The sequence below is a fragment of the Burkholderia sp. TSV86 genome (assembly GCF_001522865.1).
GTDB lineage: Bacteria > Pseudomonadota > Gammaproteobacteria > Burkholderiales > Burkholderiaceae > Burkholderia.
Map to the genome: position 1 here is coordinate 1 of NZ_LOWB01000077.1, position 14698 is coordinate 14698.

The 14698-nt window shown below is 59.9% G+C and carries 17 protein-coding genes and 1 pseudogene; all 18 read left to right on the forward strand.

Annotated features, from left to right (window positions below):
- Positions 1-466: 466 nt before the first annotated feature.
- A pseudogene (locus tag WS68_RS29365) lies at positions 467-925 on the forward strand (helix-turn-helix domain-containing protein); the annotation flags it as partial.
- 494 nt (positions 926-1419) lie between these two features.
- Positions 1420-1887 carry a hypothetical protein gene (locus WS68_RS14005; RefSeq protein ID WP_156429501.1) on the forward strand — a complete coding sequence of 156 codons (468 nt, stop codon included), beginning with the start codon at positions 1420-1422 and terminating at the stop codon, positions 1885-1887.
- Between the two features lie 75 nt (positions 1888-1962).
- Positions 1963-2538 (forward strand): macro domain-containing protein, encoded by a 576-nt coding sequence (locus WS68_RS14010; protein WP_059571395.1) that lies wholly within the window; start codon positions 1963-1965, stop codon positions 2536-2538.
- A gap of 10 nt (positions 2539-2548) precedes the next feature.
- Positions 2549-2893 (forward strand): winged helix-turn-helix domain-containing protein, encoded by a 345-nt coding sequence (locus WS68_RS14015; protein ID WP_059571396.1) that lies wholly within the window; start codon positions 2549-2551, stop codon positions 2891-2893.
- 62 nt (positions 2894-2955) lie between these two features.
- Positions 2956-3339, forward strand: coding sequence for a nuclease domain-containing protein (locus WS68_RS14020; protein WP_231753022.1), 384 nt, complete (start codon positions 2956-2958; stop codon positions 3337-3339).
- A gap of 73 nt (positions 3340-3412) precedes the next feature.
- Positions 3413-3634 carry a hypothetical protein gene (locus WS68_RS27650; RefSeq protein ID WP_156429502.1) on the forward strand — a complete coding sequence of 74 codons (222 nt, stop codon included), beginning with the start codon at positions 3413-3415 and terminating at the stop codon, positions 3632-3634.
- Positions 3631-4197: a hypothetical protein gene (locus WS68_RS27655; protein ID WP_156429503.1), complete on the forward strand. Its 567-nt coding sequence runs from the start codon at positions 3631-3633 to the stop codon at positions 4195-4197. The genes WS68_RS27650 and WS68_RS27655 overlap by 4 nt, the downstream gene beginning before the upstream one ends.
- Before the next feature lie 125 nt (positions 4198-4322).
- Positions 4323-4838 carry a glycoside hydrolase family protein gene (locus WS68_RS14030; protein WP_059571398.1) on the forward strand — a complete coding sequence of 172 codons (516 nt, stop codon included), beginning with the start codon at positions 4323-4325 and terminating at the stop codon, positions 4836-4838.
- On the forward strand, positions 4835-5347 hold the full coding sequence (locus WS68_RS14035) for a lysis system i-spanin subunit Rz (RefSeq protein ID WP_059571399.1): 513 nt from the start codon (positions 4835-4837) through the stop codon (positions 5345-5347). Before WS68_RS14030 ends, WS68_RS14035 begins: the two co-directional genes overlap by 4 nt.
- 160 nt (positions 5348-5507) lie before the next feature.
- The gene (locus WS68_RS14040) at positions 5508-6020 is read left to right on the forward strand and encodes a terminase small subunit (protein WP_082710035.1); all 513 of its coding nucleotides are present in this window, start codon (positions 5508-5510) and stop codon (positions 6018-6020) included.
- Positions 5995-8025, forward strand: a complete 2031-nt coding sequence (locus tag WS68_RS14045) for a phage terminase large subunit family protein (RefSeq protein WP_197419604.1) — start codon at positions 5995-5997, stop codon at positions 8023-8025. Before WS68_RS14040 ends, WS68_RS14045 begins: the two co-directional genes overlap by 26 nt.
- Positions 8026-8196: 171 nt before the next feature.
- Positions 8197-8577 (forward strand): hypothetical protein, encoded by a 381-nt coding sequence (locus tag WS68_RS14050; RefSeq protein WP_156429505.1) that lies wholly within the window; start codon positions 8197-8199, stop codon positions 8575-8577.
- 92 nt (positions 8578-8669) lie between these two features.
- The gene (locus WS68_RS14055) at positions 8670-10133 is read left to right on the forward strand and encodes a phage portal protein (protein ID WP_059571403.1); all 1464 of its coding nucleotides are present in this window, start codon (positions 8670-8672) and stop codon (positions 10131-10133) included.
- 50 nt (positions 10134-10183) lie between these two features.
- Positions 10184-12163: a phage major capsid protein gene (locus WS68_RS14060; protein WP_197419605.1), complete on the forward strand. Its 1980-nt coding sequence runs from the start codon at positions 10184-10186 to the stop codon at positions 12161-12163.
- 17 nt (positions 12164-12180) lie between these two features.
- Positions 12181-12453 (forward strand): hypothetical protein, encoded by a 273-nt coding sequence (locus WS68_RS14065; protein WP_059571405.1) that lies wholly within the window; start codon positions 12181-12183, stop codon positions 12451-12453.
- Complete coding sequence (locus tag WS68_RS14070; protein ID WP_059571406.1) at positions 12453-12785, forward strand: head-tail joining protein; 333 nt, start codon at positions 12453-12455, stop codon at positions 12783-12785. Before WS68_RS14065 ends, WS68_RS14070 begins: the two co-directional genes overlap by 1 nt.
- On the forward strand, positions 12782-13330 hold the full coding sequence (locus WS68_RS14075; RefSeq protein WP_059571407.1) for a hypothetical protein: 549 nt from the start codon (positions 12782-12784) through the stop codon (positions 13328-13330). The genes WS68_RS14070 and WS68_RS14075 overlap by 4 nt, the downstream gene beginning before the upstream one ends.
- Before the next feature lie 17 nt (positions 13331-13347).
- A complete protein-coding gene (locus WS68_RS14080; protein WP_059571408.1) occupies positions 13348-14592 on the forward strand; it encodes a GH39 family glycosyl hydrolase in 1245 nt (414 codons plus the stop codon).
- The last annotated feature ends 106 nt before the right edge of the window (positions 14593-14698 follow it).

Below are 14698 nucleotides of genomic sequence, written 5' to 3' on the forward strand. Positions count from 1 at the left end.
TACCTGGAGGCTCACACCACGCTGAGCGAAGTCGGTTTGCATTGCAAATGCGCGCGAGAAGGTTTCGGGGAGTGCGGTACGCGTTGGTGAGGTAGGGGGGCGGGAGTCCCGTCACAAGCGCTTTTACAGAAAAGCGTTTTTGTCTGGATTTAGTACTCCTACATAGAGGTTGGAATTGAACACGATCATCCACGCTTCACCTCAAGACGCTGACGAAGCGTTACTACGCGAGATTGCAAACAGCCGGATCAAGTTCTATGAACTTGCCACGGGGGCGACACGTAAGCCTGTCGTTACATCACTCGTTCAGGCCATGACGCCTCGCAAGTGCTTGTCATGCGGGGCGCTCGAATCTCTCGACGGCTCGGTGCCGTGTGGTCATTGAGGAAAATCGAATGACAAAGAATTCCATTGACGTATATGGCGTTGTCGCCGATCCCCGTCAGTTGTCGATCGACGAGGCAGCATGAGCTTAGACGCGACAACTTGGGCGCGCCATCAAAAGGTCGGCAAGGGGCCGGCGAAAGCCGTCTTGATGGCGCTGGCCGATTACGCGAACGAGAACTTCGTCACGTACCCGAGCGTTGAGACGCTGGTCGCGTGGACTGAGCAAGACCGTAAGACGGTGCTTGCGAATCTCGATCGTTTGAAGGAGGGCGGCTGGATCACGGACACGGGGGAGCGTGCTGGGCGCACTCGGCAAGTCGTTGTCTATGTGATCAACGTGGCTCGCGGTGTGGAAGTGAGGATTGGACCGCGAGAGTTATTAACAGGCCCGAATTCGGAACAGTTCCAAAACCGGAACAGTACCGAAAACGGAACAGTACCGAATTCAACCGGAAACAGTCCCAATTTCGACGAGAAACAGTCCCAAAAACCGCCAGAAACAGTCCCAAATTTGGGACACAGAACAGTAGTAACAGTAGTAACAGTAGGAACAAAAGATAAAAACAAAAAACATACGCATCCGGCTGCGCCGGACGCTTGTGTCGATGGAACGAGCGAACAGGGTTCGACCGATGAAAAGCCGCTGAACGCGAAGGCGCTGGTTGCGGAGGGCGTGGCGCGGCAGCATGCGGTGGACTGGCTGACGCTGCGCAAGGCGAAACGCCTGCCGCTCACACCGACAGCGTGGGGCGACGTGAAATCCGAGGCGACGAAATGCGGAATGACGCCCGCGCAGGCTGTCGAGCACGCGGTGAAGGCCGGGTGGGCGGGGTTCAAGGCGAAGTGGTTGCAGGCCGAGGGGGCGAGTTCTCAGGCTCCACCTGGTGCGCAATCGCGCGGCGACGCGTGGAGTGCGACGCCGGCGGGGATTGAGCGCAAAGCGGGCGAAGTTGGGCTTTATGCGCGCCCCGGGGAGTCGCATGCGGCACTGGCCGAGCGCGTTCGCAGCGCATTGACACAGCGGAGAGCGGCATGAATGACGAATCTCGCTGGGGCATGTGTGCTGCCTATGGTTGCCCGCTTCCGGGATCGATGGGCAGCGAGGGCAAGTGGTATTGCTTCTGCCACGTTGGCCGTTCGGCGTCGGAGAACGACCGGATTACGCGCACGATTCGTGATCTCGATTTTATCGTTCAGTGCGTCATCGATCTGCGCGGGGCGCGTGGTACGCCGGAATGGCCGCAGGTTTATCGAAACATGCAGCAGCGCTTGATGCGTGCTGGCCGTCGAGATTTGCTGATGGGGAATGCTGATTGCCCCCCGAATAAGCCGGGTGTCGTGAATCTAACGATGTGGCTCATGCGGCTTGAGCGCGAGCTGATAAACGCAGTTGCTTCGCGCGATGGTCGGTCAGTCAATGCCGCGATCGCGACTGCGGAATTGTCGGGTCCAGTTCAGGCAGCCTCATTCAATCCGTATCCGGAGCTGGCGAGCACATGAGGCATGCCGACAGGACGGCTCCGAGTGAGTTGACATTTCATTATTCAATTTAGTAGTGCAAATGAAAGGTGACCGATGAAATTGACACTGTACGCCGTATCCGACGCCCTGTTTTACGCGTTTCGAGACGCATTTGCGCCGTATCCCGAAGTGGACGTTGTGCTGGGCGATATTTTGAGCGTGGAAACCGAAGGGATCGTCAGTCCGGCGAATAGCTTCGGTTGGATGGATGGCGGAATTGACTTGCATTACCGCAATTTCTTCGGACATGGGATCGAGCGCGACGTCATGACGCAAATCGCGAAGCGTCCGGGATGTGAGCTGCCCGTTGGTGAGGCGATGGCGGTGATGACTGGCGACAGTCGGATTGGATGGTTGATCGTCGCGCCGACGATGCGAGTACCCGGCATCGTTGCTGCATCGGCGAATGCATACCACGCATTTCGGGCGGCGCTGCTAACGGCACGCGCGCACGGCATCCAGCGCTTATCGTCGCCGGGCATGGCTACCGGGGTCGGCAGGATGCATCCCGTGCAGGCCGCCGCGCAGATGGCGCGCGCGTGGGGCGAGTTCAATCGATGGCCTGCATTCAATGGGTCTTTAATCGAGTTCCATCCCCTCAGCTGTTGCACATTGCCTCATGTGAGTTGAGGACTGAGCCATGGCGGAAGGCAAGATGGGGCGCACCTCCCGATTGATTTGCGAGTACCTGCAAAGCAACCCTGGTGTGACAGTGAACCAGATGGCGACGGCGATGGGTTGGCAAATTGAGCGCGCCAGGAAACCGGTTCAGAAACTGATCAAGTGCGGATATGTGGTTCGCGGCAAGCGTCGGGGCAATTGCTTCCCATTAACGTTGACAGGAAAGTCGTTCCCATCATCGGCAGATTGGGCCCCGAACGCGCAATACCTTCGCCGCTTGCGCCGTAGCGTGATTGGGGATGCGTACGACGTGGTGATCCCGGCCATGCGAGCCATGATCGATGTCGGGAGGGCGGCGTCGTGAAGCGCGCTGCGCCACTGAAGCGGACCGGATTCAAACGAAAGACGCATTCGCCGTTCAGCAGCCTGACGCGCACATCAACGTTGAAGCGTCAAAAGGCGATCGTGCGCCGGATCAAGAAACCGACCGTCGCCGAGGGTTCGAAGTATCTGGCGGCCTGTCGCGGTGAAGCGTGCTATCTCCGCGTGCCGGGCGTCTGTCGGCTGAACCCCATGGATGAAACCGTTGTGCCGTGCCACTCGAACCAGGCGCGACACGGAAAGGCGGGTGCGATGAAGGCGAAAAACGAATTTACGGTTCCGGGATGCAATGCCTGCCATGCGTGGATCGATCAGAACCGCGTCGGCGCACCGAAGCAGGTCAAGTTCGATGTGTGGAATCGGGCATACGAGAGATGGGAACCGGTACGCGCCCGAAAGATGGGACTGGAGGTGGGGAGTGCGGCTTGAGGTGCGAATCAGAAAGCCGTCGCGGCGGGTTCGAAATCGATGGCGCGACGATTATGTGACGTTTGAGTGCGTCGTGCAGCGGCTGATCGGACCAGTTCGCAGTGGACGCGACATACCAGCATACATCTTCGCGGATGTCGATTTACCTGAAAAATATCTGAAAGACGCGGCCGGCATGCGGAGAAATTCCGATGGGACACATCGGGTGGAAGTCATCGTGAATCACAACCGTCGTTCGCTCGCACCGTTTCTAGTGAGCGGCGACCTTGAATGGGATGTGAGGGATCTTCCATGAACGTATCGACCGAGAGCGCCCGCATGCGATTGCCGCGGAGCGTTCAGGAAATCGCGGACGTGATTGGTTGTGAGCGTGCGCTCTATCTGATCGGGCAATTGCCGCGATGCATTACGCGTGATAGGCGATATCCGAACGCCACGGCGTCTCACGTCGTTTTATACGTGCCGACTGCGGCGCGATTGCCCCTTGATCATGACTTGGTTCGGATCTTGGGGTGGAACGATGCAGTGAAGCTATGCCGGGTGTTCGGTGGCGAGATTCTGCAACCAGCGAGCTGCGCGGAAATTTACCGGCGTTATCGTGACGCGGAGATTGTCCGCATGAAATCGGCGGGTGTCAGGACTCAATATATCGCCAGCGTGTTTGGGGTAACTGAACAAACCGTGCGGTTCGTGTTTAGGGCGGGAAAGAACCCACAAGAGGAATTACCGAAAGCCGCGAATGACAATGCGCCCATTGAAGACCAGGGGCGCATCAATGGACCAACAAGGGCAAACGCCGTGGCTGACGGCAAAGCTAATCGGCGCACTGGCCGCGCTCGGCGTATCGAGCTGGGGTGAGTTTGCTGCATTCGTAGCGTCGGCCTATTCCATCCTGCTGATTGGCGAGTGGATATGGCGGCATGTTTTGCGGCCGTTCTGTGTGTGGCGCGGCTGGATGAAGGCGAAGGCGATGGGGGCGGACGATGCCGACCCCGCGTAATCGCATCCTTGTCGCGGCGCTGACGGTCAGCGCCGCGGCATTTGGCGCATGGCAGGTACGCGAGGGCTACACCGATCGCGCGGTGATTCCCGTCAAGGGCGATGTGCCGACGATCGGTCATGGTTCGACGCACTATGAGGATGGTTCACCCGTGAAGATGGGCGACACCATCACGCGCGCGCGCGCTACTGAGCTGGCGCGCAATCTCATGTCCAAGGACGAAGTGGCATTTCGTGCATCGTTACCGGCCGATGCGCGGCTGCATCAGGCGGAATACGACGTGTATCTGGATTTCGTCGGGCAATACGGTATCGGCAATTGGCGCCAGTCGAGCATGCGGCGCGACTTGATCGCTGGCAAGTATGCGCAGGCGTGCGCGGACTTGCTGAAATATCGATTTGTCGCGGGCTATGACTGTTCGACGCCGGGCAATCGTCGCTGCCCAGGCGTGTGGGCGCGTCAGCAGGCGCGATACGAGCAATGCATGGAGGCGCAATGATCCGTTATGCAATCGGCCTGTTGGCTGCACTTGCGCTGCTGTTCGGCGCCTATGAATTCGGTGTGCGCGTCGAGCATGAGGCGCGTATTGCCGAGGTGAACGGTTTGAAGGCCGGCCAAGCTAAGGCACTTGCCGATGCCAACGAGGCGCGTGCCGATGCAGAGCGGGCCGCACGCGACACAGAAGCCAGGCGTGCGGCCGATATGGCCACCCTTGATGCGAACTATCAAAAGGAATTGAACGATGCGAAAACGATTTCTGATCGCACCATTGCTGACCTTCAGTCTGGCAGTGTCAGGCTGCGCCAGCGTTTCACCTGCAACGCAGGCGGTGGCAGCGTGCCCAGCGGCGCCCAAGCTGGCACCAGCACCAGCAGCACTGATGCAGCCAGTTCAGGCGGACTTCGGCAAGCAGATGCGGACTTTCTTGTTCGATTCGCCGACCGAGCCGACCAGTGTGCCATCCAGGTGAATGCGTTGCAGGCTGTCATTAGACGTGATCGGGAGTGACATGCATCGTAGGCGCATGAATTTAAAATCCGCCATCTTCTGTCAACGTGCTGCGAATGTATGCGAACGGGTCCTTCCGGGAGGGGTGAGTGGGCGGGGGCAGAGCTTCCGCGGCATTCGATATCTGGGTGCCTTTCTGAATTGAAATTTTTGATTACGTATGCTGGTAAATAGACAGGGCCTATCCCAGGCGATGGGCGTTTCCTTGCCGACCGTGGACCGCTGGGTTCGGGACGGCTGTCCTGTGAAGCAGCGCGGCGCAAAGGGCGTCGCCTGGGAATTTTCGCTGCCCGATGTGGTGGCGTGGTGGGGAAATCGTCAGCGCGAAGCGGCGGCCGGCGAAATGCTCGCCGACGAATCCGAATTGAAACAACGCAAGCTGGCCGCGGAGACCGCGCTAGCGGAATTGGCGGCGGCGAAGGCGCGCGGCGAGGTGGCGTCGATTCGCGATTTTGAGCGTGCGCAGGCGGTGGCGTTTGCCGAGATCCGGACCAACGTAATGAATGTGGCGCAGCGCGTGGTGGTGCAGTTGCTGGGCGAAACCGACGAAACCATCTTCAAGCAAAAAATGCGTGCCGAACTGACGCTGGCATTGGAGGCGGCCGCGCGTGCGGACTTGGTGCTGGCGGAAGATGAGGAGGCGGGCAATGGAGAGGTCAGCGGATCAGTTTAGCAATCTCGATGCGGTGCGTGCCGCGATCCGCCGCGCGAGTGCGCACTTGGTGCCGCCGCCGGATATGTTACCAAGCGCGTGGGCCGAGGCGAATGTGCGTATTCCGGTCGGCAACAAGATTCCTGGCCCGATCAATTTCGACAATGCGCCCTATCAGCGCGGCATGATCGACGTGATCAAGGAGCCGGGTATTCGTCGCGTGTCATACCGGATGGCGGCGCAGACGGGTAAAACGACGGTGCAGCAGTGCATTACGGGCTATTTCATCGACCACGAGCCGCGCAGTCAGATTTTCGTGCAGCCGACACAGGGCGATATACAAACGTTTCTTGAAACGAAATTGCGCCCGATGTTAGAGGCGAATCCAGCCGTCAGCAGCAAGATGGCGAAGCAGCGCGGCCGTGAGGGGGTGAACAACAGCCGCATCATTTCCTTCATCGGTGGCTGGCTGATGTTTAGCTGGGCGGGTTCACCCAAGACGCTGCGGGGGCGGTCGGCGCCCGTCGTTCAGGCTGACGAAATCGATGGCTTCGATGCGACGCCCGAGGGCGATCCTGGCGAGCTATTGGCCCAGCGTGCCGCCACCTATGGCGACGAAGCGCTGCGTACAGAAAGTAGTACGCCGACGATCAAGGGACATAGCCGAATCGACACGGGTTTTGAGGAAGGTGATCAGCGACGTTTCTACGTGCCCTGTCCCGATTGCGGTACCGCGCAATATCTGAAATGGTCGAACGTGCTCTGGACCGGGCGCCAGTCCACCGACATTGCCGATGCGGACAAGGATGTGGGTGCGGATCACCAGCCCCATACCGCGATGTACGCGTGCGAGGTCTGTGGTGCATTGTGGGACGACGGCCGACGCATCGCGGCCATTCGCGTCGCCGAGCGCGAGGGGCATGGGTGGAAAGCGGCAAAGCCATTCAAGGGACACGCATCGTTTACCGGTCCAGAAATGCTATCCACGTTGCGCCGGCTGCGCGACATCGTGCAATCGTATCTGGACAAGCTGGCGTTGGGCGACTTGCAGTCATTTGTGAACGTGAGCCTGGGTGAGTCGTTCGAGGAGCGAGGCGAAAGAGCCGACCCCGACAGTCTGATGCAGCGGCGCGAGGTGTATGCGGCGCCGGTGCCGATGGGCGCGGTGTGGCTGGGAGCGGGCATCGACGCGCAGCATGATCGGCTCGAGGTGCAGATCATCGGCTTTGGGGTGGGCGAGGAATCGTGGCGCATCGACTATCGCGTACTGTGGGGTGACCCGCTGGCACCGGATGTTTGGCTCGACCTGGAAGAGGTGCTGGATGAAGAATTCGAGCATGAAAGCGGCGTCATGCTGCGCATTGGCGGAGCATGTCTCGATACCGGCGGCACGAATTCGTACACGCAGACAGCCTACGACTGGTTGCGTGGCAAGACGGGGCGTCGCATCTTTGGTGTGAAGGGGATGTCCGGCTGGGAGCGGCCGATTGTTGAAAAGCCGCTGCGTAAGCAGTCGGGCAAGAACGCGCGCAAGGTTGACCTGTTCCTGGTTGGCGTGGACGGGGCCAAGAAGATCGTGATGCGCCGCTTAAACGCCGTGGCGCCGGGCCCTGGGTACTGCCACTTTAGCGAGGATGCCGACGCCGAGTATTTTCAGCAACTGACCTCCGAAAAACTGGTCACCCGATACGTGAAGGGTTTTCCGAGGCTGGAATGGACGAAGCCAGACAAGGCGCGCAATGAAGCGCTGGACACGTTCGTATACGCGTTTGCGGCGCTCAAGATCATGCAGCCGAACCTGAAGCGTCTGACGGAGCGCCTGTCGGCGATCCAACTGCCGGCGAATCGTGCGCAAGTCGCGCGAAAGACGCGAGACACGCAAAAAATCCCGCCAAACACGCGCGAACCCGCGAAGAACCCACAAGAGGAACCGCCTGCGGCGCCACCGGACAATGGCCGCATTGTTCGGTCCAGACGCGCCCTGAACGCCAGAAGAGGGAGGGGCACCTGGGCCACCAAATGGTGACCCATGACGTGTTGCACGGCTTTTCCTCATTCGATGACGGCGGGTTTGGATTTCCGAGCCGTTATCAATTTACCTGATTATCGCGCGCCCGATTGGGCGCTGCGCGCCTTTCTGCGCGGTCCGCGAGCGATCGACCTGATGGCGGTTGCTGATGGCGACTCGCACATTTTCGTGGCCGACGCGGCGACGACGGCAGCGTGGACGCCGGGCGTGTACTGGTACAGCTTGCGCGTGACGAAGGGCGGTGCCGTGATGGAAGCGGGCGGCGGTCAGCTTACTGTCGAGCCGGATCTGGCGGCCGTCAGCGAGCCCTACGACGGGCGCAGCCAGGCGGCGATTGCGCTGGACGCCATTGACGCCGTGCTGGCAAAGCGCGCGACGCGCGACCAGCAGCGTTACACGATCAACAACCGCGAACTTTGGCGCACGTCCATCGCTGACCTGCTGAAGCTGCGGGCGTACTACGCCGTTCAGGTGTCGCGCGAGCGGGCGCGCAATAGTTGCAATCCCCGTTGGGGCCGCCCCGTTATTGTGAAATTCAGCGAACGATGAAAATCCCCTTTTTTAGCCGTCGTTCCGCTGCGCCGCCTGCGGATGCGAAGCCGACACCTTCGCGCCGAAGACTGTCTCGCGCACTGGCTGGCATGTTCAAGGCGTCGTACACCGACCCGAATGACCGGTGGGGCGCAACGCCCGTCTCGCCGGACGTGTTCATTTCGCTGCGCCAGCCGGCGCTGGTCGCGCGCTCGCGCGAGCAGTGGTCGAATAACGACTATGTGCGGGGGTTCATCCGCAAGGTTCGGCAGAATGTCGTCGGGCATCACGGCATTATTTTGCAGTCCAAAGCAACGCTTGCGAACGGAAAGCTGGATAAAAACGCGAACGACGCGATCGAATCCGCGTGGGCGGAATGGGGCAAAAAAGGGCATTGCGATGTGACGGGCAAATTGTCCTGGCGCGAGCTGCAATGCCTGGCTGCCGAACACGCGGCGCGCGATGGGGAGTTCATTTGCCGGATCGTGCGCGGCGCCGATGCGGGGCCGTTCGGTTTTGCATTACAGGTATTGGACCCGCAGCGCCTGTCCGTGCGGTACGACAATTTCAATTACGGCGACAACGGGCACTTCATCCGCCAAGGCATCGAATTCGATCGCTACGGCAAGCCGGTGGCGTACCACTTCACCAGCACGGATGAGTGGGATTCGTATTACTACAGCATCAGCGGCAAGGGTTTTGCGCGCGTGCCGGCGAACGAGGTGATCCATGGGTTCGTTACGGAGATGGCTGGGCAGCGGCGCGGTATTCCGTGGACGGCCACGGGCCTGTTCCGCCTGCACCACTTGCAGGGCTTCGAGGATGCGGCGGTACAGAACGCGCGCGCGTCGGCAACGAAAATGGGTTTTATCCAGTATGAGGAGGGGTTCGGCCCGGAATACGACGAAAAAGTGGATACCGCGGCGACGATCGACGCCGAGCCGCTGGGGTTCTTTGAACTACCTGAAGGCGCGCGGATAGCCGAATGGAGCCCTCAGTACCCTACGGGGGAATTAGCCGTATTCAACAAGGCCATGTTGCGCAGTGCCGCGACTGGCTTGGGTGTTGCCTACAACAGCCTGGCGAACGACCTGGAAGGGGTGAATTTTTCCAGCATCCGCGACGGCAAGATGGATGAGCGCGAGAGCTGGAAGGAGATTCAGCAGTGGTTGATCGACACGCTGTGCGAGCCGGTTTTCCATGAGTGGTTAAAAATCGCGCTGCTGTCCGAGTCGATCACGAACCTCTATGGCAATCCACTGCCCGCGTCGCGCATCGCGAATTACCGGCAAGTCCACTGGCAGCCGAAGCGCTGGCCGTGGGTCGATCCGAAGGCCGATGCGACGGCGAAGGTCACGGAAATCCGCGCGGGCTTGACGTCGCCGTCTCAGGTGATCCGTGAGCAGGGCCGCGATCCCGATACCGTATTCGAGGAAATTCGCAACGATTACGAGCGAATGAAGGCGATCGGCATCCCGGACACGATCATCAACATTTTCTTTGGCGTGGCCCCCGCGCCAGAGCCGTCGCCGAGCAAGGGTGACGTGTCCCAAGGCAAGGAACCGAAACTATGAATACCCGGCGCATCATGACGCGCGAAGCGGACCCGTTGCAAACGAACAAGGTGGCCGAGCGCCTGCACGAAATCCGCTCGAAGGGCGGTCTGCATCGCGTCGGCGAATTGGGCGTGGTGGATCTGGAGGCGCGCACCGTCGAGCTGTCGTTCAGTTCGGAAGACGCGGAAGTGTCGCGCTGGTTCGGCATCGAAAAACTGTCGCACGCGCCGGATGCCGTGGACCTATCGCGGCTGAACAATGGGGCGCCGTTCCTGTGGATGCACAACTGGGATGACCAGCGCGGCGTGATCGAACGCGGCACCGCCCGCGTCGATAGCGATCGCAAGGGCCGTGCCGTGGTGCGTTTCAGCCGTTCGCCCGCCGGCGAGCAGATGATGCAGGACGTGGCGGACAAGATCATCACCAAGGTATCGGTGGGGTACCAGGTGAATGGGATGAGGCTCGACGAGGCGCGTGCTGACGAAGATGTTTATCTGGTGACGAACTGGGCGCCGTTCGAAATCTCCGGGGTATCGGTACCGGCGGACGATACAGTGGGGTTTGGGCGGGGTGCGACGAAGAACCCACAAGAGGAATGGGGCGCTGCGCGCGCGGAGAATCCGACGCAGGCTCAACAAACCGTCCCTTCTCAGGGTACCGAAGACATGGAAAAAATCACGCGTGACGCGTCGGGCAATCTGGTCCGCGCGATGGTGGACGATGACGGCGGCATCACGAGGGTGCTCGAAGTGATCGAAGGGGCGGGTGTCGAAGCGCGCGCGGCCGAGCAGCGCGGCACCGATGCGGAGCGCACGCGCGTTCGCGATCTGACCGAAATGGGGCGTCAGTACGGGGCGACCGACAAGGCGCTGGAATTCATTAGTGCCGGCAAATCGGTGGATGACCTGCGGCGAGAACTGCTGGCGGATTTTGCGGCGCAGCGCACGGCGCGGCCGATGTCCGATCAGGTCAAGGAAGGGGAGGTGGGGCTGACGGACAAGGAGGCGCGCTCGTATTCAATCATGCGTGCGATCCGCGCGTTGGCGAATCCGACGAATGCGCAATATCAGAAAGAAGCGGACTTTGAATTTAATTGCTCGCGCGCCGCGCAAGAAAAATCCGGCAAGGAGTCGCGCGGCATCATGATCCCGGCGGATGTACTGAACCGGGCGTTTTCGACCACGACGCCAACGGGCGGTCCTGGCTCGAACACGATCGCGACGAACCTGCTGGCGGACCAGTTTATTGATCTGTTGCGCCATCGCACCTGGGCGCTCAAACGCGTGACCACGATGGGCGGCCTGGTCGGCAATGTCGATATCCCGCGCCAGAATAGCGCGGCACAGGCGTACTGGATTGGTGAGGGTGCGGATGTGCCGGCCAGCGAGCCGGGTATCGACCAAATCGGATTTTCGCCAAAAACCGTGGCCGCACGCACCGAAATCACGCGGCGCCTGATGCTGCAATCGACGCCGGATGCCGAATTGATCGTGCGCAACGACCTGTTGAAGGTGATGGCGCTCGCGCTGGATTTTGCGGTCATCTACGGCTCGGGCGCGAACGGGCAGCCGAAGGGGCTGTTGCAACAGACCGGCATTCACGCCGTCGCGCTTGCGGACGTATTCCCGTCGTATAACGAGTACGTGCAGATGGAGACGGACATTGCGGCGGCGGATGCGGACATTGGCAGCCTGTCGTATGTGGTGAATGCCCGCGCACGTGGTGCAGCGAAGACGACACTGAAATTCCCGGCTGCGGTGAGCAGCGGTGTGACGATTTCCCAGGGCGGCACGATTTGGGAGCCGGGCAATACGATTAATGGCTACAACGTCGATGTGACCAATCAACTGGCCGCAGGGGATGTGTTCTTCGGCAACTGGGCCGATTTCATTGTCGGCATGTGGTCGGGTCTGGACATGATGGTAGACCCGTACAGCCTGAGCGCATCGGGTGGCACGCGCATTGTGCTGTTCCAGGATGTGGACATGAACATTCGTCACAAGGAATCGTTTACGTACGCGAGCAAGACGGCGACGGCGAACCCGTAATCTACTGAAGGCAGCCCATGAAGAACGTTTCCGAGCGCATTGTGCAGTTGAGGCTGACGGGCGCCATTGTGATCGATGGCGTGATCGCGCGAGCCGGTACGCTGGTGGAGCTGGTCGAAGGCGAGGCGAAGGATCTGCTGCGCCGAGGTAAGGCCGAGCTGCACGCGCTGCCGGATGACGCGGGACCGGTCGATGACGAGGCAGCCAATGCCACCGCCGCGCAAGCGGCTGCCGATGTTGTGCAGGACGATGCGAGCAAGGCGAAGCGCGCCTCACGCGAGGATAAGTGATGCCCCATCCGGCTTGGGACGATCCCGCGGAATTTTTGGATCTCGATGAATTCGCGGTCAAGGCGGTCATCCAGTTTCAGAACGGCGAGACGCGCGAGATCGTCGGCATTTACGATGGCCCTTATCGTGAAGCGCAATTGGGCGAATACGAACAGGACACCACGAAACCGAAGTTCACGTGCATGGAAGGCGTGGCACGCGGCGCTCGGCGTGGCGATGGTCTGGTGGTGTACGAAGCGGACGGCGTTTCCGTGTTCGGTACGTTCAACATCATGACGTACCCGCAACCTGACGGCACCGGGCTGGAAGTCCTGGAACTGACGCAAGCATGATCCACTTCGAAATCGAGTGGGGTGATCTACGGCGCATTGGCGACGAACTGCAAGCCTCTGAAAAGCAGATCGTTTTTGCTTTGCATCGGTCACTTCATCGAACCGCCTCGAAGCTGCGCATGCTGTCTGCCAGGGGATTGCGCGACGAGCTTGAGCTGAAGCGAATGAACGCGCTGCGTAAGCGCTTGAAGTCGATCAAGCTACGCAAGGGCGCGGGGGAAGGCGTCCAGCTTTGGTACGGTTTGAACGACATGCCGGTATCGTGGTTCAAGGGAAGGCCGGTGAAGACGGCGACCGGCGCACGATTTCGCGGACATGATTTTCCCGGCGCATTCGTCGCGCGCAGTCGATACGGGAAGGGCAAGACGATTTTCAAGCGCACGGGCAAGTCGCGGCTGCACATCGAGGAACAACTGATGCCGATCAAGGATCAGGCGGATGTGTTCGTCGAGGACAAGATTTTCGTGCAGGTCGAGCAGATATTCTGGCCGTTGTTCAGGCGTGAGCTGGAAGCGCGCGTGAAGTACAGAATCGGTGCGGCGTAATCATGGGTGGGGAACGCATGAGTATTAACGTTTTCGCGCCTGATCAGGGCGACTATGTGTATCTGCCGACATTCGGCGACGCTGTGAAGGGCACCGGAGTATGTGTGAATGATGTCTCTGACCAAACGGTGCTGCAAGCGGCCAAGGATGCGGGTTTCTCATTTATTCGAGTTGGCCTTGACTGGGGGGCGTCGGACGTACCTTGGGGGCTGGATACCAGCAAGATCGACGGGCTTATTCCGATGCTGAACGCGGTCGGTCTAGGCGCATTGATTCTGCTGCGTGGTGACAATCCGATGTATAGCCCGGGCAGTGGCCCGAAAACGGCTGCGCAAATCCGTTATTTTGGGAAATGGGCGGCCAAGATTGCGCTGCAATTTCGCGGTAACGGGTTCAAGTATGAAATCTGGAATGAGCCGGACACGAAGTGGGGGTGGGGAGACACCCCGAGCGTGTTCACGTATCGCAAGCTTTACGATGAATGCCTGAAATCGATTAAGCGCGTCGATCCTCATGCGCAGGTTGGCACGGGCGGCGTCACGGAAGCGAACCCGAAATTCATCCGGGATATGTGCACGCTGTGTGGTCTGTTTCCAGACGGCACCACCTCGGTCGGCGTTCATCCGTATCGGCAGGATGCGCCCGAAACGGTTTTCAATACGTATGCGATCGTGCATGACAACATGACGCCGAACGCGTCCATTCCGCCGCTTTGGTGTACCGAGTGGGGCTATCCGAGCGTTGGCTACGGCTACACGGCGGGCCTGGGCGATGGTCATTCCGCCGCTGCCCGTGCGCGCCAAGCTAAATTTGTCCCGCGTTGTCTGCTATCGAACTGGATTGCCGGTATCGAGCTGATGTCGGTCTATGACATGAAGGACGATGGCACGGACCCGAACGAGATGGAGCACAATTTCGGGCTACTGGACGCGGCGAACGTGAAGTTGCCAGCCTACAGCACGGTGCAGACGTTGTTCAATTTCGTTAAGCACGCCGAGGATGTCTTCGTTTTGCACGATAAGGTGGCGCGCGCGATGGTGTTGCGTTTGATCACGGGGAACGACGAGAAACTGGTGGTGTGGTGCTACGGCGATGGCAATGCGGCATCGTTTGATTTTTCCGACATGCGATCGAACGTGATGGGGAAGATGTATTCGCAGTCCGCGGTCGATCTGTTTGGCGCGACGAAAGCGATCACCGCGAACGTGCTGACCGTCAAGGAAGACGACGGTCCTGTTTTGGTCACGGTGAGCCATACCTGATGGATGCCAACACAAACGTTGATCTCGATGCGCTGCACGATGCGATCGTGGCGGAGATCAAGGCGCGGTTTCCCGATCTGCAAACGGTCGAGTTCTACCGCACCGA

Bases quoted from the DNA above. Each gene is read 5' to 3' on its own strand.
- WS68_RS14005 (WP_156429501.1), top strand. From the start codon at position 1,420: ATGAATGACGAATCTCGCTGGGGCATGTGTGCTGCCTATGGTTGCCCG.
- WS68_RS14010 (WP_059571395.1), top strand. From the start codon at position 1,963: ATGAAATTGACACTGTACGCCGTATCCGACGCCCTGTTTTACGCGTTT.
- WS68_RS14015 (WP_059571396.1), top strand. From the start codon at position 2,549: ATGGCGGAAGGCAAGATGGGGCGCACCTCCCGATTGATTTGCGAGTAC.
- WS68_RS27655 (WP_156429503.1), top strand. From the start codon at position 3,631: ATGAACGTATCGACCGAGAGCGCCCGCATGCGATTGCCGCGGAGCGTT.
- WS68_RS14030 (WP_059571398.1), top strand. From the start codon at position 4,323: ATGCCGACCCCGCGTAATCGCATCCTTGTCGCGGCGCTGACGGTCAGC.
- WS68_RS14035 (WP_059571399.1), top strand. From the start codon at position 4,835: ATGATCCGTTATGCAATCGGCCTGTTGGCTGCACTTGCGCTGCTGTTC.
- WS68_RS14040 (WP_082710035.1), top strand. From the start codon at position 5,508: ATGCTGGTAAATAGACAGGGCCTATCCCAGGCGATGGGCGTTTCCTTG.
- WS68_RS14045 (WP_197419604.1), top strand. From the start codon at position 5,995: ATGGAGAGGTCAGCGGATCAGTTTAGCAATCTCGATGCGGTGCGTGCC.
- WS68_RS14055 (WP_059571403.1), top strand. From the start codon at position 8,670: ATGTTCAAGGCGTCGTACACCGACCCGAATGACCGGTGGGGCGCAACG.
- WS68_RS14065 (WP_059571405.1), top strand. From the start codon at position 12,181: ATGAAGAACGTTTCCGAGCGCATTGTGCAGTTGAGGCTGACGGGCGCC.
- WS68_RS14070 (WP_059571406.1), top strand. From the start codon at position 12,453: ATGCCCCATCCGGCTTGGGACGATCCCGCGGAATTTTTGGATCTCGAT.
- WS68_RS14075 (WP_059571407.1), top strand. From the start codon at position 12,782: ATGATCCACTTCGAAATCGAGTGGGGTGATCTACGGCGCATTGGCGAC.
- WS68_RS14080 (WP_059571408.1), top strand. From the start codon at position 13,348: ATGAGTATTAACGTTTTCGCGCCTGATCAGGGCGACTATGTGTATCTG.